Source organism: Aquiflexum lacus (assembly GCF_015476655.1).
GTDB classification, from domain to species: domain Bacteria; phylum Bacteroidota; class Bacteroidia; order Cytophagales; family Cyclobacteriaceae; genus Aquiflexum; species Aquiflexum lacus.
Genome location: NZ_JABFHF010000031.1, coordinates 52,732 through 71,372, shown reverse-complemented (window position 1 = coordinate 71,372; position 18,641 = coordinate 52,732). Strand labels below are relative to the sequence as shown.

The 18,641-nt window shown below is 37.7% G+C and carries 20 protein-coding genes and 1 tRNA gene; 11 read left to right on the top strand and 10 right to left on the bottom strand.

Annotation, left to right across the window (positions count from 1 at the left end):
* Positions 1-375: 375 nt before the first annotated feature.
* The 6 genes from HMJ38_RS21185 to HMJ38_RS21160 all read right to left on the bottom strand — a co-directional run bounded on the left by HMJ38_RS21185 (position 376) and on the right by HMJ38_RS21160 (position 3,781).
* On the bottom strand, positions 376-672 hold the full coding sequence (locus HMJ38_RS21185; protein ID WP_228780190.1) for a hypothetical protein: 297 nt from the start codon (positions 670-672) through the stop codon (positions 376-378).
* Between the two features lie 226 nt (positions 673-898).
* Positions 899-1,555 carry a hypothetical protein gene (locus tag HMJ38_RS21180; protein ID WP_194976439.1) on the bottom strand — a complete coding sequence of 219 codons (657 nt, stop codon included), beginning with the start codon at positions 1,553-1,555 and terminating at the stop codon, positions 899-901.
* Positions 1,556-1,558: 3 nt separating this feature from the next.
* Positions 1,559-1,942 (bottom strand): hypothetical protein, encoded by a 384-nt coding sequence (locus HMJ38_RS21175; protein ID WP_228780189.1) that lies wholly within the window; start codon positions 1,940-1,942, stop codon positions 1,559-1,561.
* 96 nt (positions 1,943-2,038) lie between these two features.
* A complete protein-coding gene (locus tag HMJ38_RS21170) occupies positions 2,039-2,332 on the bottom strand; it encodes an STAS-like domain-containing protein (RefSeq protein ID WP_194976438.1) in 294 nt (97 codons plus the stop codon).
* Between the two features lie 15 nt (positions 2,333-2,347).
* A complete protein-coding gene (locus HMJ38_RS21165) occupies positions 2,348-3,211 on the bottom strand; it encodes a hypothetical protein (RefSeq protein WP_194976437.1) in 864 nt (287 codons plus the stop codon).
* 497 nt (positions 3,212-3,708) lie between these two features.
* Positions 3,709-3,781: transfer RNA gene (locus tag HMJ38_RS21160), tRNA-Met, on the bottom strand.
* Between the two features lie 256 nt (positions 3,782-4,037).
* Between HMJ38_RS21160 and era the strand changes: the two genes are divergently transcribed.
* The 4 genes from era (at position 4,038) to HMJ38_RS21140 (ending at position 7,221) form a co-directional block, all read left to right on the top strand.
* Entirely contained in the window at positions 4,038-4,928 is an 891-nt protein-coding gene (gene era, locus HMJ38_RS21155; RefSeq protein WP_194976436.1) for a GTPase Era, read from the top strand.
* A 12-nt stretch (positions 4,929-4,940) separates the two neighbouring features.
* A complete protein-coding gene (gene der, locus HMJ38_RS21150) occupies positions 4,941-6,254 on the top strand; it encodes a ribosome biogenesis GTPase Der (protein WP_194976435.1) in 1,314 nt (437 codons plus the stop codon).
* A gap of 80 nt (positions 6,255-6,334) precedes the next feature.
* The gene (locus HMJ38_RS21145) at positions 6,335-6,529 is read left to right on the top strand and encodes a hypothetical protein (RefSeq protein WP_194976434.1); all 195 of its coding nucleotides are present in this window, start codon (positions 6,335-6,337) and stop codon (positions 6,527-6,529) included.
* 74 nt (positions 6,530-6,603) lie between these two features.
* Positions 6,604-7,221, top strand: coding sequence for a SprT-like domain-containing protein (locus HMJ38_RS21140; RefSeq protein WP_194976433.1), 618 nt, complete (start codon positions 6,604-6,606; stop codon positions 7,219-7,221).
* Between the two features lie 269 nt (positions 7,222-7,490).
* Here the strand turns inward: HMJ38_RS21140 and scpB are convergent, their stop codons facing one another.
* The 3 genes from scpB to HMJ38_RS21125 form a co-directional block, all read right to left on the bottom strand.
* On the bottom strand, positions 7,491-8,051 hold the full coding sequence (gene scpB, locus HMJ38_RS21135; protein ID WP_194976432.1) for an SMC-Scp complex subunit ScpB: 561 nt from the start codon (positions 8,049-8,051) through the stop codon (positions 7,491-7,493).
* Position 8,052: 1 nt separating this feature from the next.
* Positions 8,053-8,436 (bottom strand): TraR/DksA family transcriptional regulator, encoded by a 384-nt coding sequence (locus tag HMJ38_RS21130; RefSeq protein WP_194976431.1) that lies wholly within the window; start codon positions 8,434-8,436, stop codon positions 8,053-8,055.
* Between the two features lie 329 nt (positions 8,437-8,765).
* Positions 8,766-12,104: a lamin tail domain-containing protein gene (locus HMJ38_RS21125; RefSeq protein WP_194976430.1), complete on the bottom strand. Its 3,339-nt coding sequence runs from the start codon at positions 12,102-12,104 to the stop codon at positions 8,766-8,768.
* Positions 12,105-12,295: 191 nt separating this feature from the next.
* On the opposite strand from HMJ38_RS21125, the gene HMJ38_RS21120 reads away from it, so the two are divergent.
* From HMJ38_RS21120 to HMJ38_RS21090, 7 genes are all read left to right on the top strand, one after another.
* Entirely contained in the window at positions 12,296-13,285 is a 990-nt protein-coding gene (locus tag HMJ38_RS21120; protein ID WP_194976429.1) for an aspartate-semialdehyde dehydrogenase, read from the top strand.
* Between the two features lie 52 nt (positions 13,286-13,337).
* The gene (locus HMJ38_RS21115) at positions 13,338-14,528 is read left to right on the top strand and encodes a class I SAM-dependent methyltransferase (RefSeq protein WP_194976428.1); all 1,191 of its coding nucleotides are present in this window, start codon (positions 13,338-13,340) and stop codon (positions 14,526-14,528) included.
* Positions 14,529-14,756: 228 nt separating this feature from the next.
* Entirely contained in the window at positions 14,757-15,191 is a 435-nt protein-coding gene (locus tag HMJ38_RS21110) for a nucleotidyltransferase substrate binding protein (protein ID WP_194976427.1), read from the top strand.
* Positions 15,188-15,529 carry a nucleotidyltransferase domain-containing protein gene (locus tag HMJ38_RS21105; RefSeq protein ID WP_194976426.1) on the top strand — a complete coding sequence of 114 codons (342 nt, stop codon included), beginning with the start codon at positions 15,188-15,190 and terminating at the stop codon, positions 15,527-15,529. The genes HMJ38_RS21110 and HMJ38_RS21105 overlap by 4 nt, the downstream gene beginning before the upstream one ends.
* Positions 15,530-15,558: 29 nt before the next feature.
* A complete protein-coding gene (locus HMJ38_RS21100; protein ID WP_194976425.1) occupies positions 15,559-16,029 on the top strand; it encodes a hypothetical protein in 471 nt (156 codons plus the stop codon).
* 399 nt (positions 16,030-16,428) lie between these two features.
* Positions 16,429-16,668, top strand: a complete 240-nt coding sequence (locus HMJ38_RS21095) for a hypothetical protein (RefSeq protein ID WP_194976424.1) — start codon at positions 16,429-16,431, stop codon at positions 16,666-16,668.
* A gap of 6 nt (positions 16,669-16,674) precedes the next feature.
* Positions 16,675-17,079: a putative toxin-antitoxin system toxin component, PIN family gene (locus tag HMJ38_RS21090; protein ID WP_194976423.1), complete on the top strand. Its 405-nt coding sequence runs from the start codon at positions 16,675-16,677 to the stop codon at positions 17,077-17,079.
* Positions 17,080-17,230: 151 nt separating this feature from the next.
* On the opposite strand, the gene thrC is transcribed toward HMJ38_RS21090, so the two are convergent.
* A complete protein-coding gene (gene thrC, locus HMJ38_RS21085) occupies positions 17,231-18,550 on the bottom strand; it encodes a threonine synthase (protein WP_194976446.1) in 1,320 nt (439 codons plus the stop codon).
* Positions 18,551-18,641: the final 91 nt, after the last annotated feature.

Here is an 18,641-nt window from a genome sequence, read left to right as displayed (position 1 = left end):
TCAAAGGGTGGTCAAGATAGCCGGATCGGTGGTCAAGATCATCGGAATCTACAATTCCAGTCAACTCGCCTCCGGGAGGCCAGGCAGCCACTAGCAAAAAGCCCTGATAGATCAATGCATCAATATGGGCTTTTTGCTAGTGGCTTCTCTCTATTGGGCTAAATTTTAGACGTTCGTGTTTCTTTTCTCTGGGCAAATTGCAAGTCTTTTTTGTTGGTGAAATAGGTCAATGCCTGCAATGTCTGAATATCTATCATTTAGTCGCTCTCTGAGATTGAACAGTCTCTTTTCAGTGGAGTCAACTATTTGAGAAAATAAACAAATATTAACCTTCCCGATTTCAACTTTATTGTCATTTTCAATAGTTTGATAGGGCTAAACCTTTTCGCTAAATGATTCTCCAAAAACAAAAGCATTGATATAAGGATTACCAATTATTGTCCCATAATTTGAAAAATCTTCAATGTAACCAACTGCTTGATTTCTTTCATCTCGCACGATTTTAAAGCAACCACGTTTTAATTCAATAATTAAAATCTTTCTTATCGAACTCAATCCGATGTTATGGTCAAAATCAGTTGTCTCGGTAAATGAAAATGTGGAATTTCCCATAACCACAATATCAGGACGTTTTTTATTACTGTTGAAAATGTTCTTGTCAACCTTCTTCACGAAGACTCTTTCAACTGTTGTCTGTAGTTGGCAGTTTGAAGAATATTCTGGAGAGTTATAATCAGGGCTGGAACAAATTGAGCAATTAAATACGGGTAAATGAAAATAATCTCGTAATCAATAATGATCGGTACAGCATCAAACCTTCTTTGAAAACATGCTTTCTCCAAGTCCATCGTATCTTTAAAATCATCGATATCATAGCTTATGGAAGATTGAGTTAAAATTAAAATGAAGATAATTCACCAAAGTGATTTTTAAATGCTTCTCTGTAAGTGTCAATTTTAAACTGATTTACTGGAGTTCTAAAATCTTTGTACTTATATTCATTTTCCATAAATATTTTATTCTTCTTGATGCCGACATTAGATTGACCAGAAGGAGAAAACAAAACAACACCTTTAATTTTCCTTCCAAAAATCATTTCATCAATTTCGATTTCCCTGTTATGATTTAAGATAGGTTTTATAGAAAAAGCCTGACAAAAAAGTCTAGCTGCATTATTTTTCCCCATCCCACTGGTAAAGAAAATTGTATTAATCTTTGAATTCTTAATTCCATTTTCTATTTGAGCTGTATTCAATTCTATGTTTTTTAGCAATTTATCCTCAGTTACACCTTCGCTTTCTCTGTCACAGGATCGAATCATATCTGAAATCCAGACATCAGCTTTAGAAAGAGTGAACTGAATCATTTCAAATGAACTAAAATTCAAATTTGGAAAAGCTAAACTTAAAATGTTCCACAGTGAATTTTTATTTCCATAGAAAAAATCAACAAGAAAATTCTCAGCCCTATGCGGATGAATTGTTCCTAAGATTAAGGCTGTATCACTAACCTTAACAGGATATCTATCGATGTATTTGTGTACTGTATTTATCATTTATTAATCAAATTTTGGATAATTTCTCAACTCCCCTTTCTCCTGTTCAAAGAAACTGAATTGGTTTTTAAAAGCTGAAACAGGAATAATATAAAGAGCACGTTTTACAGCAACAGGATAGCGTTTATTTTCTAATTTCAATTCCAACTGTAAGTCAGGATCCAAGGTTGTTTCAGCATACCTGCCTTCGATATACTTATCACCTGTCCACTGTATTATGGCAAAAAAATCCTTGTTGAATTTCATGACGATGAATTTTTCAAAATCCAATCCTGTTTTGGCATTTTCATCGATCAAACTCAGTTCCAGATTCTTCTTCTGAAGCTTTATGGTTTTCTTTGATTTTTTTAATGATGGCTTCAGGATCTTTGTCTTCTTGAAATTCAAAATAAGAAAATTTTGAAGCTTTAAGAACTAACGAATATTAATGAAGTCAAAAAATTAGAATATCAAACAAAAAAGGGGGCTAATGCCCCCTAAATTTTAATGTTTTGTACTATCTGATTTAAACCCTTGAATATAATGCTTTAACATTTGTGCTTGAGTTGGTGTTAACTCTCTTGGTTTAACCAAGCTCAGGAAATTTTCTAAGCCAATATCTTCAATTAGAGCCCCAAAAGAAGAGTTTAAAAATGAAGAAGACGGCGCTGTTGTATCTTTAAAAGAAACTTCAACAACATCTCTATTACTAATTACTCTTTTTAAATATACATAAAATGAATATCCAGATGCATTTGTGTATGTATCTGTTACGATATCTGATAAATTAATTTTCATGGCCACAAATTTAAATTAAAAATCCCAATCAATTTCATTAATTAATTCTTGTTCTTCTAAGTTGGTAACTTTTATTGTTATTTCAATAACCGTTCCTATAAAATAATCAATCGGATTTTTTGTGAAAATGTTTTCCTTTTTATTCCCCTGCATCCGAATTTGATCAGAAAGTAACTCCCAACTCCCTTTGTTCGCTTGTACAAAAGAAGCAACTGTATCTAATCCTCTACCCGCATTATGTGGCATTGATTCTGTTGTCTTATTAATTTTTAAAGCCCACCTTATACCTTCTTCTTGAGAAACCTGATTTTTCCCCTTTTCACTAAAATATTTATTTACAGTTTTTGGAATACCTAAGCCTAAATCAGATACAGCAATTTTAATTTCATTTGAACCAGGATAAAATTGAGAAAAAACTAAAGAGTCAACGAAAGACTTTGAGTGATCATATACATTATTAATTAATTCTGACAAAGCAATGTTTAAAACGCCTAAATCCTTGTTATGGCAATACCTTTGGAAATATTTTTGCGTCTGGTCAATATAATAATTCATATTTTCCTGATTTACTCTCCGAATTGGCATTGCTGTATAGCTTGAGATTTCTTTAATTTCTGTTGATCCAGAATAATTCTTTGTGCAGAATTCAAAAATGCCTATGGCTTCCAAGTATTTTTTAACATTGGGGTTATGAACAGTTAAATCAACCTTTTTAACTCTTTGCAGTTGAATAATAATAAATTCAGTTAGCATTAAGATATCGGATGGATTTAGAAACTGTAAATACAAATGAATATTAACGAATTCAATTTGACTCTCTTCTGATATTATTTGAAAAAGCTTAAAATAATCTTTTCGATTTTTGATTACTAAATGCATCTTGGAAGATTTGTTATGATGATTTGTAATTCGTTGGCTTTCATTTTCCTGAATTAGATGTGAAAAATTTCATCAAACAATTTGCCGGTTTTTGGTTGGATTTGCAATAAATGTGCTTTAGAACTTTAGTTTTTTGTCAAAATTGACTTGTATTGACTGGAAATCTTTTAAAATATTCTTTGCGTGTGAAATTATGCATGTTGATAATATTAACAAATTAATGTTTAATCTGTAAACAATGAATGTCTTTGAGATTATAGTAGAATTGGAAAAGAAAGAGAGGCAGATAGAAGAAAAGCTTCACAAGATCACTATTGCCAATTTAAACCCCTTTCCATGGATAGAATACAGAAAGTTAAACTATTGCTTAAGCTTATATATGAATTTAAGAAGCATGTTGGGGCAGATGATATTAATTCTATTAAATTAAAAAGTATTCTAAATGGCTGTAAATAAAAGAACTCCGAACAATTTTAACATTGTCCAGAGTTCAAAAGTAGCGGGAACTGGACTCGAACCAGTGACCTTCGGGTTATGAGCCCGACGAGCTACCAACTGCTCCATCCCGCGATTTAGTGGTACAAAAGTATGCCTTATAATCGGAAATGCAAAGCCTGCCGTCATAATTTTTTTTAAATTTCAGGAGTTGATTTCTTAAAACTCTAAAAATAATACCATAAAGATCCCGCAGATTTTTCAGGATTTTCATGGTCAAAAATCAATTTAGTAGATAAACAGTGTTATTTTCCAAACTTTATTTGGTTTGTTTCTTTACCTCCTAACAGCAAACAAAAAAATCAAGTACCTTTGTGAAAAATTATAAGTCATGACTGAAAACACACACAAAGCAGGATTTGTCAATATCGTCGGGAAACCCAACGTAGGCAAGTCCACGCTGATGAATGTGCTTATAGGTGAAAGACTTTCGATCATCTCTTCCAAGGCCCAGACTACCCGTCACCGGATTATGGGCATTATCAATGATGACAACTACCAGATTGTTTTTTCGGATACTCCCGGAATGCTCAAACCAAAATATGAGCTGCACAAAAACATGATGAGTTTTGTCAACATGTCCTTGGAGGACGCAGATGTGATTCTTTTCGTAACCGATCTATTCGAAACTGACGAAGAAATAGAAGACGTAATTGAAAAAATCAACCAGTCAGGTGTTCCTGTGCTCTTAGTAATCAACAAAATTGACCTTTCCAAAGAAAATCAATTGGATGAAGTGACCGCTTATTGGACCCAACGCATCAAATCAGAGACGGTAATCCCGATCTCTGCGACCGAAAGCTTCAATACTGAGCGTATTCTTCAGGAAATCCTTGACCGACTTCCCATTCACGAACCCTTCTATGACAAGGAGGAACTTACTGACAGACCGGAGCGTTTCTTTGCTTCTGAAATCGTCCGTGAGAAAATCTTCCTGAATTACAGAAAGGAAATACCTTATAGTACTGAAGTAGCTATTGAGGATTTTTATGAAGAAGAAACAATCATTCGAATCCGTGCCATTATCTACGTGGAGCGCGAAAGCCAAAAAGGAATTATCATCGGTGAAGGTGGTAAAGCTTTGAAAAGAGTCGGCACTCAGGCCCGTATGGAGATGGAGAAATTCTTTGGAAAAAAGATTTTCCTTGAAACTTTCGTCAAAGTGGCAGACGATTGGAGAAAAGATAAAAACAAGTTGAAGAAATTTGGTTACGACCAATAAGAACATAGCAGAATGGCAAATATAGTAGCAGTAGTAGGTCGTCCCAATGTTGGGAAATCAACCTTCTTTAATAGATTAGTGGAAGAGCGCAAAGCCATTGAGGACAATGTCAGTGGCGTTACCCGGGACAGGCATTATGGTCATGGACAGTGGGGCGGTAAGTTTTTTTCGGTCATTGACACAGGTGGATACGTCATCGGTTCGGATGATATGTACGAAGCCGAAATCCGAAAACAGGTAAAATTGGCCATTGAAGAAGCGAATGTGATTCTCTTTGTGGTGGACTGTTTGGATGGCCTGACAGATATGGACAAGGACTTCGCCAACGAACTGCGAGGTTCTAAAAAACCCATATTTATAGTAGCCAACAAGGCGGACAGCCCGGAAAAATCCATGTTAGCGGCTGAATTCTATGCCTTGGGTTTGGGAGAAAATGAGGTTTATCCTATTGCAGCTGTCAGTGGAAGCGGTACAGGTGATTTGTTGGACGAGGTGATCAAACATTTCCCGGATGAGGGAGAAGAAGACCCTGATGAGGGGATACCAAAAATCGCAATCTTAGGAAGGCCAAACGTTGGAAAATCATCTTTCTTGAATGCACTTCTTGGAAAAGAAAGGTCTATTGTAACCAATGAAGCCGGCACTACCCGGGATGCTATCCATACCAAATATAAATTATATGGTCAGGATTTTATCATCACAGATACCGCCGGTATCAGGAAAAAGGCCAAAGTAAAAGAGGACATTGAATTTTATTCCGTCATGCGCTCTTTGAGAACTTTGGAAGAGTCAGATGTCCTGATTATCATGATTGATGCAACAAGAGGATTAGAAGCCCAAGATGTCAACCTGATTTCATTGGGTATCAAAAACAACAAAGGAATCATGGTGATGGTCAACAAATGGGACCTTGTAGAGAAGGACCACAAGACCTTGGATAAAATCAAAAAGGACATGGTGGAAAAATTGGGGGAAAATAAATGGATCCCGATTATTTTCACTTCTGTTGAAACAAAGCAAAGGATTTTCCAGGCCATTGAATTGGCTGTGAAAGTATATGAAAACAAAACCAGAAAGGTGGCTACTTCCAAACTGAATGAATACATCCTTCCGGAAATAGAGAAATATCCACCTCCTGCATTAAAAGGAAAGTATATTAAAATCAAATATATTACCCAACTTCCAACCAAAAATCCGGTATTTGCTTTCTTTTGCAACCTTCCCCAATACATCAAATCACCTTACTCGAGATTCCTTGAAAATCGAATTAGGGAAAATTTTGATTTTGAGGGGGTTCCGATAAAAATCACTTATAAAAAGAAATAAATAATTTTCACAGAAAACTTGACATTGCAATAATCGGAATTACCTTTGCACGCTTATTAAAAAGAAACAAACAAATCAACATGAAAAAAGCATTTGCAATGTTCGCAATCACGGGAATGTTATTCTCTGCATCTTGCGGAAACAAAGAGGTTACTGAAGAAACTACTGAAGAAATCGAAGTAATTATCGAAGAGACTGAAGAGGCTACCGAAGAAGTTATCGAAGAGACAACTGAAGAAGTAGAAACTGCAGTTGAAGAAGTTGTTGAAGGTTAATTAACCCTCAATTTTTAAAAGAAAGTCCTGCAGAAATGTAGGACTTTTTTTATGGAATCACTTATATTGAAGGCATGAATCATGATGGTAAATTTCTGGATGCTTTCAAAAAACATGTGCCGGAATATTCAGCCCAATATTGTTGGGAATTATGGAAGGAATTCCCTTTCAATTTTTACATCACCCGAACCCGTCAGACCAAACTAGGGGACTTTAGGTATAGACGGGACAGAAAAATCCAAACCATCACCATCAACCACGACCTGAACCGTTTTCAGTTTTTAATTACCTATATTCACGAAGTAGCGCATTTTAGAGCCTTTGAAAAATATGGCCTGAACATCAAACCTCATGGTCCAGAATGGAAATTAACATTTAGGGCACTTTTATCCCCTCTTTTGAATGAGTCTGTATTTCCAAAAGATATCTTGATCCCCTTAAAAAGACATATGCTCAATCCAAAAGCAAGTTCAGGAGCAGATCTTTTTTTAAGCAAAGCTGTCAAACATCATGATGAGAACAAGAAACCTGATGTTTCTCTATTGGCCGATATAACACCGGGCGAGGTTTTCGAGCTTCAAGGACGGCAGTTTCAAAAAGAACTCACAAGAAGAACCCGTGTTCTGTGCCAAGAGGTCAAAACCGGAAAAAAATACCTGATCTCGGCACATGCGGAAGTGAAGAAAGTTTGAAGGGTGGGGTTTATAATTTTTTTGTTCTTGGATCTACTTCCCGCAACCTGTCTTTCATGCCTTCAATAGATGTCTCCTAACGTCGACATGACAAGGAAAAGCATTTTTAATTTCTTTAACTTCTTAATTTTTTGAAAGCTTCAATGTAGCTCGTCTCTCGCTTCTCAAATCTTGGTTCCCCGATACCCGAGACAGGCATTACTTCTCGGTTCTCGTTTCTTGCTTCTTGGCTCTTGCTTCTTGGCTCTCATTTCAACCTTCATCCTTTCTTACTCCTTCTCCTCCCCGATCTGATTTTGCTCTCCGGTAAAGTCCTTGGGTTGTGGTAAGTCTGTCAGGTTGTTGATGCCAAAATATTCCATGAATTTTTCGCTTGTCCCATAAAGAATGGGCCTCCCAACACTGTCGGATTTTCCTTTGATGAGGACAAGTTCTTTTTCAAGTAATTTCTGAATAGAATAATCACAACTGACTCCCCGGATATGTTCTACTTCTGTTTTGGTCACTGGTTGCTTGTAGGCAATAATAGAAAGTGTCTCCAATTGGGCAGTGGAAAGTCTTTTGTGAGATTGATGTTTAAGTAAAATCGAAACACTGACCTGATAAGCAGGTTTGGTCAAAAACTGATAACCACCTCCCAATTGGTTCAATGAAAAAGAATAATCTTCCCCTTCATACTTTTCCTGCAATGATCCAACAGCCTGAAGAATATGGTCTTTAGCCACCTCGGATTCAAACATCTCCGTCAGACATTTTTGAATCTCTTCAATACCCAACGGAGAAGGTGAACAAAATATCAGTGCCTCAATATGCTTATGTAAAAAGTCCAACTTATTTTTTGGCCAATTTTGCCTCAATTGAATGCATGGTATGGGGAACTGCTCTTAACCTTTCTTTGGCAATTAATTTCCCTGTATCGACACATACACCATAAGTACCATTTTTGATCCTGATCAGTGCATTTTCTAAGTTGATGATAAATTTTTGCTGTCTTGCAGCAAGCTGACTCATGCTTTCTCTTTCCAAAGTATCAGCACCATCTTCCAACAATTTTGCCGTAGAGGCCGTAAAGTCCGTTCCACTATCATTCTTTTTGCTTAGTGTCTGTTTAAGCGAATTCAACTCTTCTTTGGCAGAACTTAATTTTTTTAAAATGATTTCCTCAAACTCCTTCAACTCTTCCGGAGAATATGCGGTTTTTCCTTCTTGACTCATAGCTATTTCTTTAAGTGGTTAATTCCAATCAGAATAAAAGGGCGATTGAAAAGTCCCCTAAAATACGTTTACCTTTTGAAAATCAAAAATAAAAAAACCGTCTTGAACGGTTTTTAATTCGAAGCCAGATTTTGCAATCTCTTTTCCAGCAACTTTTCGTCCGTAGATAAGCGATATCTTATACTAAGATACCTTTGAATGACCTTTAAGGTTTTGCCTTTTTGAATAAAATAAGTTTTCAGTGTTTCGGTGATAATGTCCGGCTTCATGGGTCAGTTGTTTGAGATCCAATGAAATTACAGATTATTTATGAATTATATCACAAATGATCAGAATTTTGTACCAACAACAACGGTTTTTTTTATTTGTTTTACATTTCCCTGTAAATCAAATATTTCAACCCACACCACATAATACCCAGCCCGAACTTTAACACCGCCTAAATCAGTTCCATCCCAGTTATAAAAACCCTCATTTCCCCAGATGGCATTTTGACATAATTCCCTTATTAACAACCCATTGACACTATAAATACGAATGGTTCCTGCCATACCAGATTGATCCATATTATACCCGATACTGGTATAGGGCTGTTCGCCAGGCGAATCAGGTACAAACACCTCAGGGAATACTTCAATGCCAAAACCATTGAGCCCATCATGAACCTGGGAATTACGATAACCCGGCGTAGCAAAACCTTCGGAAGCAGAGGCCGAGTACCAGTTATTTGAATCCCCTGCTGAAATTTGGGGAGAAAGCCTTTCTAAGGAAATCCCTTTCGTCTCTCTCAAAAGTCTATGGTGCATCTTATCGTCATAGCTGAATATTTCTGAAATTGTCTCGTCAGAATTTGACAGTACCACGTTTCCCGATGATATTGGATAACTTGGAAGTGAGGAATATTCCAAGAATTTTTCTTCCCTTCCTTTGGGGTATTCAGACATTAGTTTCTCTTTGTTAGTGGTAAATACCCAAAAAGAAAAGGGGGCAATAACAAAATCTTCACTGAAGAGCACTCTTCTATAGGCCACTTCCCCATCTGCATTGAGATTTGCCAGCTTCCAATCTTTTAAATTAATATAACTGGATGAGGCATTATAAACTTCCACAAACTTTGGGGAACCGGTTCTAGGATTGAATAACACCTCATTAATTACTATATCCCCAACTTTCGCTTCCGAAGGAATCACAAAAAACACCTGACTATTTTCATCCAATAGGTTGCCGATACAATCCCGAAGTCCTTTAACTGCCACCTTGTAAAAAATATCAGGTTCCAGACTTTCCTCGAATTCAAGGATGAGATCAGTTACCTTTTCTCCTTGGACCACATTTTTTAAAATTAGGGTTGGCTGGAACTCCCATTGTAGATTTTGAATATTTGCGTTGAGCGTTTTGGAGAAAGAAAGCACAACACGGTTATCCCCGATAACCTGCGATTTCACAAAAACAGGAGCTGTCTTATCAGGAGTTTCTTCAAATACTGAATTGATGGAACCGGGGGTACCTCTTTTTGGGTCTGAAGAAGGCCGGATATTGTTCAGTAAATTACATTTCACAAAGGGGTTTACGATTTCCAGACTGTAGCCACCCGAAGCGATAGCGCTTCCCCCATAGCTTGCTGTATTATAATCCAAACTGTCTATCACAAGATTGTCCGCATCCAGTAACTTGACTTTATCCGAAGAGTTGAGCAAAGTGGGCCAATTCGTCAAACCTAAAACCTGTCCATAGGAAGTAAACTGATTGGCCTGATTTCTAGGGGCAAGAATGATATATTGACCCGGATCCAAAATTCCAGAAGGAATTGTGGTCACTCTTCTCGAATTGGCCAATTGAAGTCCTCCTAGATAAATTGGGCGGGTACCGGAATTAAAAAGTTCAATATATTCCACATTGGGAAGGCTATTTCCAGCACGAGGTGCAGCCATTACCTCATTGATGACAATTTCTTTAAAGGCCAATTTACCCGGATCTGTAAAACTGAAAAGATAATTAATGTTATTGGCCACGTTTCCATTCAGATCTGAAATCCCGTTCAAGGCCAGTGAATATTCTTTCCCCTCTTCAAATTCAAATCCCCATTCCAAAATCAATTGGTTGGGATTCGATTGTAGTAAAACTGAAATTGGCTTTGCACCATTGATTTGGTAAGAAGAGAGGATAACTGCAAAAACAGGGTCCAATGGTTCTGAAAAAACTGCCAGTATTTTCTCCCTGTTCACGGGAAAGACATTTACAAGTTCAGGCGGAGTAATATCCCAAACAAAATCCCGCTTTGATCCAGGTATCACAAAACCTCTTGTATTTTTTCTTACACCCATCTGCAAGGTAAAAACCTGCCCCTCCTGAAAAGCCTTATTACTTTCAAGTTGAATGATATTCGGCTCTGGAAAGCTGATAGAAAAATTATAATCCAGATTATCCTCCACACTGAATCCAGCAACATTCACAGAATTCAAATCAAGATCCATCTCATGGACAAGTATAAGTTTGGTTTCTGATTCCAAATAAACGATCTCTACAAAATCACGATAAATAAAAGTCTTCCTTTGGATTCCAATCATTGTATTACCCTGAATGTTTTGGACATTGTTGGCTTCAATAGTCACTGATTCTCCCAAAACCAACTCTTTACCCAAACTCAGAAAAACTGTAAATCCATTTTCAGAAAGTTCAATACCAGATGGAGTTGTTCCAAGAATCATGAAATGGGAAGTTTGAGAAACAGATGCGGGTAGAAATGGCTGGGAAAAACTGATTGATAGCAAGTTAGGTGCTAAGACAATTACCTCCCCAATTTTGATGTCAGAATTATCGATTTCAAATTCGATCTCTTCTGTCATTCGACCATTCAATTCCTGCATATCTTCCATGTTCAACCAAACCCTTTCATCCTGAATCATCGAGGAAGAAACCACCACAAATGATGTATCGGTGTAAAAAATAAGTTCTTCAATAGGATAATTCCCAAGACTTACCTGTGATATTGCGGGCTCCAAAACCTTTCTGTCCAAGACCACCTCCACCGAATATGGATCCATCAAAGCTGCACTTCTCACCTGAATCGGGTCAACCATTTGATCACCGTTAAAGACCCCGAAATCGTCTATAAATAATCTTGCCGCTGACCCTGTTCCGGGGCCATATTTGACCTCGATTTTCAATACCACTGATTCTGAATCATGAAATTGATCGTGAATTGCAATTTCATATAGTTGGTACTCTGTATTTCGATTGGGAAAACTGCTATCAGTCCCGACCTGAATTTTTGACCCAAAATCTTGATCATCCACTGAAAAAGAGACTTCTACAATAGCAGGCCTGTTACCTGTACCGTTTTGTCTGGTTTTTGCAAAAAATGTGATTTTGGGATTAATCAGGTCCAGCGTTGACGTTTTGAAATATATCTCCCCATTGAATGAACTGATGGGCTGAACTCCCAAAGCCTTTGAGCCATTTCTTCCTTCTCCTGAGGCTTGAAAAACTCTTGCAGCAGTATTTCTCAGCTCATTGGCTGACCAATTTGATAAAAACTCGTCAGGATAATTGACAATGTCAAAGCTGCTTTCAAAATCCTGAACCTGTGCAAAAACTTTGTTTCGGTCTAAAAAACAACCTAGTAGGGTTAAAGCGAGCAAAACCCCTACAAAAAACCTAGGCTTCATATACCTAAATATAAATAATCAACTTTGCTTCAGATTCAAATTAAACGGATAACTTACTTTTCTTCCATTTCTTTCAAAAAACACTATATTTTTTTGAATATAAAGCAATTATCATTTGGCTCTATATCATTTTAGAAAATTCTTGCCTTACCTTTGCCCTTCATTTATAAAAACCAATTAACACGAAAAAAATGAAACTAGCCGTTGTAGGAGCTACCGGATTGGTAGGCTCAGAAATCCTCGAGGTGCTGGATGAGCACCAATTTCCATTTGACGAATTGCTACTTGTAGCCAGTGAAAGATCCGCTGGTAAAAAGATGACCTACAAGGGCAAGGAGTATACGGTAATTGGATTGAAACAGGCTGTTTCTGAGAAGCCGGACGTTGCGATCTTTTCTGCAGGTGGGGGAACTTCTCTGGAATGGGCACCACAATTTGCAGCTGTGGGTACAATAGTAATTGACAACTCGTCCGCATGGAGAATGGATCCTACCAAAAAACTGGTGGTCCCTGAAATCAATGCCAAAGACCTGAGAATAGATGACCGTATCATTGCCAATCCAAACTGCTCTACCATTCAGATGGTGTTGGCTTTGAATCCTTTGCGATTGAAATATGGCATCAAAAGAATAGTGGTTTCTACTTATCAGTCTGTCACCGGAACAGGTAAAGCCGCGGTGGACCAAATGATGGCCGAGCGTGCCGGGCAACCTGCTGAGATGGTTTATCCCCATAAAATTGACCTGAATGTATTGCCACATATAGATGTATTCCAACCCAATGGCTATACCAAGGAAGAAATGAAGATGATCTTGGAAACCAAAAAAATCTTTGGGGATGACAGCGTTCAGGTCACTGCCACTACAGTCAGAATCCCTACAATGGGGGGACATTCGGAATCAGTAAACGTGGAGTTTCACAATGATTTTGATCTGGAGGAAGTCAGAGAAATCCTATCCAATACTCCAGGCATAGTGGTTCAGGATGATCCTGCAAACAATATTTACCCTATGCCCTTGACAGCACATAAGAAGGACGAAGTATTTGTAGGTAGACTGAGAAGAGACGAATCACAGCCAAACACCCTGAACATGTGGATCGTGGCGGATAACCTGAGAAAGGGTGCTGCCACCAATGCCGTTCAGATTGCTGAATACCTGATGGAACACAGCATGGCTTAATAATATTGTTATATTCATGCGTCATGTGGTGAATAAAAATAATCATTAAGTAATGCCCCTAACAAAATATACAGCATCACTAAAGCAATTTGTGCAGGATCACCTAATGGAGGATCCTGCACAATTGCTTTTTGCCCATTCCGGGAAAACTGATTTTGACCTCAAGGAGGCTGTGCAGCAGATTCAGGCAAGGCAGAAAGCAAAACAGAAGCTCCCCTCTTGGGCTGCCCATCCTGAACTGATTTTTCCACCTAGCCTTTCTTTGGAGCAAGCCTCTTCTGAAGAAACCGCCAAATTCAAATCCGGGATTCCTACAAAAGGAAAAAGTATGGTTGACTTGACAGGGGGATTCGGAGTGGATACTTTTTATTTAGCTAAAAAATTTGAAAAAGCAGTCTATTGTGAGAAAAATCCCGAACTGTCAGCAATAGTAGAGTACAACTTTAATCTGCTTCAGTCCGATAAATTTGAAATCATTCGAGGTGATTCTCTGGAATTCCTTTCAAAGTCAGACAAAACTTTTGATCTGATATTTGTGGACCCTGCCAGAAGGGGAAATCACAACCAAAAACTGTATAAACTCGCAGATTGCGAACCCGATATTGTCAGCCAATGGGAGCTTTTGAAATCCAAAGGCAAATCAATTATGGTCAAGGCCTCTCCCATGTTGGATATCAAGCAGGCAATCAACGAAATCCCGGATATACAACAAATATGGGTGGTTTCTGTTAGGAATGAAGTAAAGGAGATATTGCTTTATCGGGAAGAAGGAAAGGTAAGTAAGGAAAGGATTGTTCATGCGGTCGATTTGCAGTCAGTTGGTCCAAAGGAATTTTCTTTTACCTATGAAGAGGAGGAATTGAGTGAAAGCATATTTGGGGAAGTCGGAAAATACCTGATCGAACCCTATTCTTCGATTTTGAAAGCCGGGGCTTTCAGAAGTTTTGGAAAAAGATTTGGATTAAAAAAACTGCATCCCAATTCACATTTATATACCTGCACAGATTTACCCGAAGAAATCCCCGGAAGGATTCTCAGAGTAATCCAAGAAATCAACAATCCCAAGAAAGAACTGAAACAACTCTTTTCAACAGGTAAAGTCAATGTCATTACCCGAAATTACGCTTTATCATCCGATGAACTTAAGAAAAAATACAGGCTTAAGGATGGCGGAGAGAAGTTTTTAATCGGGACGAAGGTGGGGGAGAAGTTTAGGCTTTTTTGTTGCCGTTTAATCGGTTAGGGTTGCTTTGCCCTTGTCAGTATCTCCACTGACGACCCTCAATTTTATCACTAACGCCGTTGTCAGTGTCTCCACTGACGACCTCCTTTTTTACTCAAACCTCCGTTTTCATTCTAACCTTAAAATGAAGTGAGTGAAGACACTCACTTCGGCGCCGGGTCTTACTGAAAGTTGGGTAGAAATTTACATTGATGCTGGTATCTCCTTATATTTATCAAAAACAATCAAATGACTGAAGACATTCGTTGGGAGCAAAGATTCTCAAACTTCAATAAAGCCTTGAATAAACTTTCCCAAGCCGTTGCACTGGCAGGTAAAGAAGAACTTTCAGAATTGGAAGTAGAAGGATTGATACAACGATTTGAGTACACTTATGAATTGGCTTGGAAAACTCTACAGGATTTGATCAAGCAGCAAGGCCTTACTGACATTAACGGTCCTGGACAAGTTTTGACCCAAGCATTTCAAATGGGTCTTATTAATAATGCAGAGAGTTGGAGAAGATTAAAAAAAAGCAGGGAACTCACATCACATACTTATGATAGTGAAACTGCCCAAATCATTGCTGAAGCTATCATCAATGAATATTTTGAGCTGTTTAAGTTTCTTCAGGAGAAATTGGAAAATCAAAGAAGCGGTAGAACTGGAAATTTATTCTCATGAAAACAGGATTATCAAAGGAAGTATGGAATGAAATCACAGAGGTTTTTGAAAAGTTTACCAAAATTAATCAGGTTATCCTTTTTGGGTCACGGGCTATGGGTAATTTCAGGGAAGGCTCAGATATTGACCTGGCAGTAAAAGGAGATCATATTGTACTGAAAGATCTATTGGATATCGAAGTAGCCTTGGAGGACTTGGAATTAATTTACAAAATCGACTTGGTGGATTTCAACAAAATCAACAATCCCGAACTTCAAGCCCATATTGATAGGGTGGGAATGGTTGTATATTCCAAGAAAACGAATGAAATTGGTGCGACTACGATTAAAACCTCTTGATATCAATAATCCAATAAACTATTTTGCTCATGAAAAAGATTCAATATTTGTTCCTTTTAAGCATTGTTCTTCATGGTTGTTCCGTCTCAAACTCTAAGTCTTTGGAAACTCAGACTCCAGAAATAATTAACGAACGCTTTTTTGAACTTTATAGCTCTAAAGGATCCAGTGAAGCTTTAGAGTTTATTTTTTCGACCAATAAATGGATAGATGAAAATCAGACCTCTGAAGTAAAAAATAAACTAAATGATTTAACAAAGCAGTTGGGGCAATATCAAGGAAATGACCTTATTTTCAAAAGAAGCATCGGTGAAAATTATATTTTATTTTCATTTATTGTAAAATATGACCGACAACCTATCAGGTATTTGTTCATTTATTACAAACCAAAGGATAAGTGGCAGTTACAAAATTTCCAATATGATGTCAATTTAGAAACTGAATTAATAGAAGCTGCCAATGCATACAGACTTACTGAGAATTTGCCCGGAAATGAATAAGGAAATTTTTCTTAAAGGCTAAAAAATCAAAAATCATCCCGGATTTCCTTTGCCATTGTCAGTGACGCCGTTGTCAGTGTCTCCACTGACGACCTCCTTTTTTACTCAAACCTCCGTTTTCATTCTAACCTTAAAATGAAGTGAGTGAAGACACTCACTTCGGCAAGAAAACTTCCGCAACTTGCATATAGGGGGATATTCAAATTTGATTATCCTTTAATTCAACTATAATAAAGCCCAAAAAGGTAGTTTCTCAGTTTACTCTTCTGAAATCTTAAGGGATTTTGCGGAGGAGTTTTCAAGGGATAAGTTTGATCCATATATTAGGCTAGACCAAAGGATACTGGCATTGGAAAAAATTTTGCTTAAATTTAAGGGTTGTGACTTAAATCTATTATCATGAAAGTTTTACTCAATATATCCGAAGATGAAATATGGGAGGCTTTACCTGCTGACTGTAGAATAAGTATAGCTGGCAAAGCAGTTAATGCGATATTAAGGGGGGAACTTTATCCTAGTGGCACAGAGCAAATTGAGCTTGCAATCACACTTGCGGAACGGGGAGTAGATGAAAATGTAATCAGCAAAATAACCCGCCTAAAACCAGAAATTTTTGAAGCTTTCATTTCTAAAAAATAATATTCTTTGCTCTTCGTTTTTGATACAAATGTACTTGTTAGTGCTTGTTTGAAGCCTTTGAATATCCCTGCTTTAGCATTAAACCATGCTCAGGAAATTGGACAAATAGTCTTTACAGATGTAACATTGTCTGAATTAAAAGAAGTAATTAGCAGGCCTTTCATTGAAAAGTATCTAACAAAAAATCAAAGCAAATATCGCCTTCAGCAAATTGTAGAGAATGCCTTGATTGTTGAATATTTACCTATTTTAGGTGTCGATTGCCGTGATGAAAAGGATATTAAGTTCTTAGAAGTGGCAATTTCCTCAAAGGTGAAATGTGTTGTTTCAGGTGATAAAGACTTACTCATATTACACCCTTTCCGTGGCATTCCCATCCTGAATGCGGCAGATTTTCTGAAAAGTTTCTGATATCCCTATTTTAGTCGGAACAGTATTATTATTCAAACCCAAGCCTCGCCGATCCTCCTTATATTTATCATACCCATGAAATTGTTCTAAACCCGAAATGAAGTGAGTGAAGATACTCACTTAGGCGTTTTTTTAAATTTATTGACTTAATCTATCTGTGACCATCAGCGAAATCTGTGGTTAAAAACACCCTAAACTCCCCAAAATCATTCCCCATCTCCAAAACCTGCTTTTCACCCTTCATAAACTTCCTCAATCTTTCCGGAATCGGCAAGTCAATGCCCAAGGTTTCATCGACCACGGATTTGAATTTGGCAGGATGGGCGGTTTCAAGAAAAATACCGACATATTCTCCGGGATTCATTTTCATAAAATTTCTCAAACCCAAATATCCCACAGCACCATGGGGATCCATGATATAGCCTGATGCATCTCTGACTTTTATCATGGCATTTTGGGTATCCTGGTCATCAAAGTAAAAACCCTTTACTTTTTCACGGAACTGTTTTTCATCATTGCCATAAAGTGCCAATAGCCTGTAAAAGTTGCTTGGATTACCCACGTCCATGCTATTGCTGATGGTACCGATAGAAGGCTTGGATGCAAAAGGACTTCCTTCCAGGAAGTTTGGTACTACCTTATTAATATTGGTGGAGGCTATAAATTGGGCGATGGGCAAACCCATTCTTTCAGCCAATATCCCTGCTCCTAGGTTACCGAAATTGCCACTGGGAACAGAAACCGCAATTTTCCTATCTGATTTTGGAAGTCTTGATATGGCATAGAAATAATAAAGGCATTGCGGAATCCATCTGGCAACATTGATGGAATTGGCGGAGGTCAACAACATCTTTTCATTGAGTTCTTTATCCAAAAAGGCCTGCTTCACCAATGTCTGACAATCATCAAAAACACCATCCACTTCAATAGAAGTTACATTTTCACCCAAAGTGGTAAACTGCTTTTCCTGCAATTCGCTGACCTTCCCTTTGGGATAAAGCACAATGACTTCCACACCATCTACTTTGAAAAACCCATTGGCCACTGCACTCCCTGTATCCCCTGATGTAGCGACTAAGACCCGAACTTTCCTACTTTCCCCCTCCATCAATATCGACATCAATTTGGAACAAAACCTCGCTCCAAAATCCTTGAAAGCCAGTGTCGGCCCATGGAATAATTCAAGGCTATAAATACCATCTTCAACCTCTACCAATGGCGCATCAAATGCCAAGGTATGATCCACCAATTCCTTGATTTGCTCTTTACTCAATTCATCTCCGAAAAGAGTCCCAATCACCTCATAACCTATTTCCTTAAAGGTCATTTCAGGTAACCTATCAAAAAACTCTTTGGACATCACCGGAATATCAACAGGCATATACAATCCCTGATCCGGTGCAAGTCCTTTGACCACAGCTTCTTTGAGGGTGACGATATGGTTGGGGTTGTTGGTGCTGTAGAAGTTCATAGCGGTTGGGTTAGGATTGGAAAATTGTCTTTCTATAATTAATATCTGTTCTAATTTCTTGGCTCCTCGAGATTTGAACATTTTGTAAATG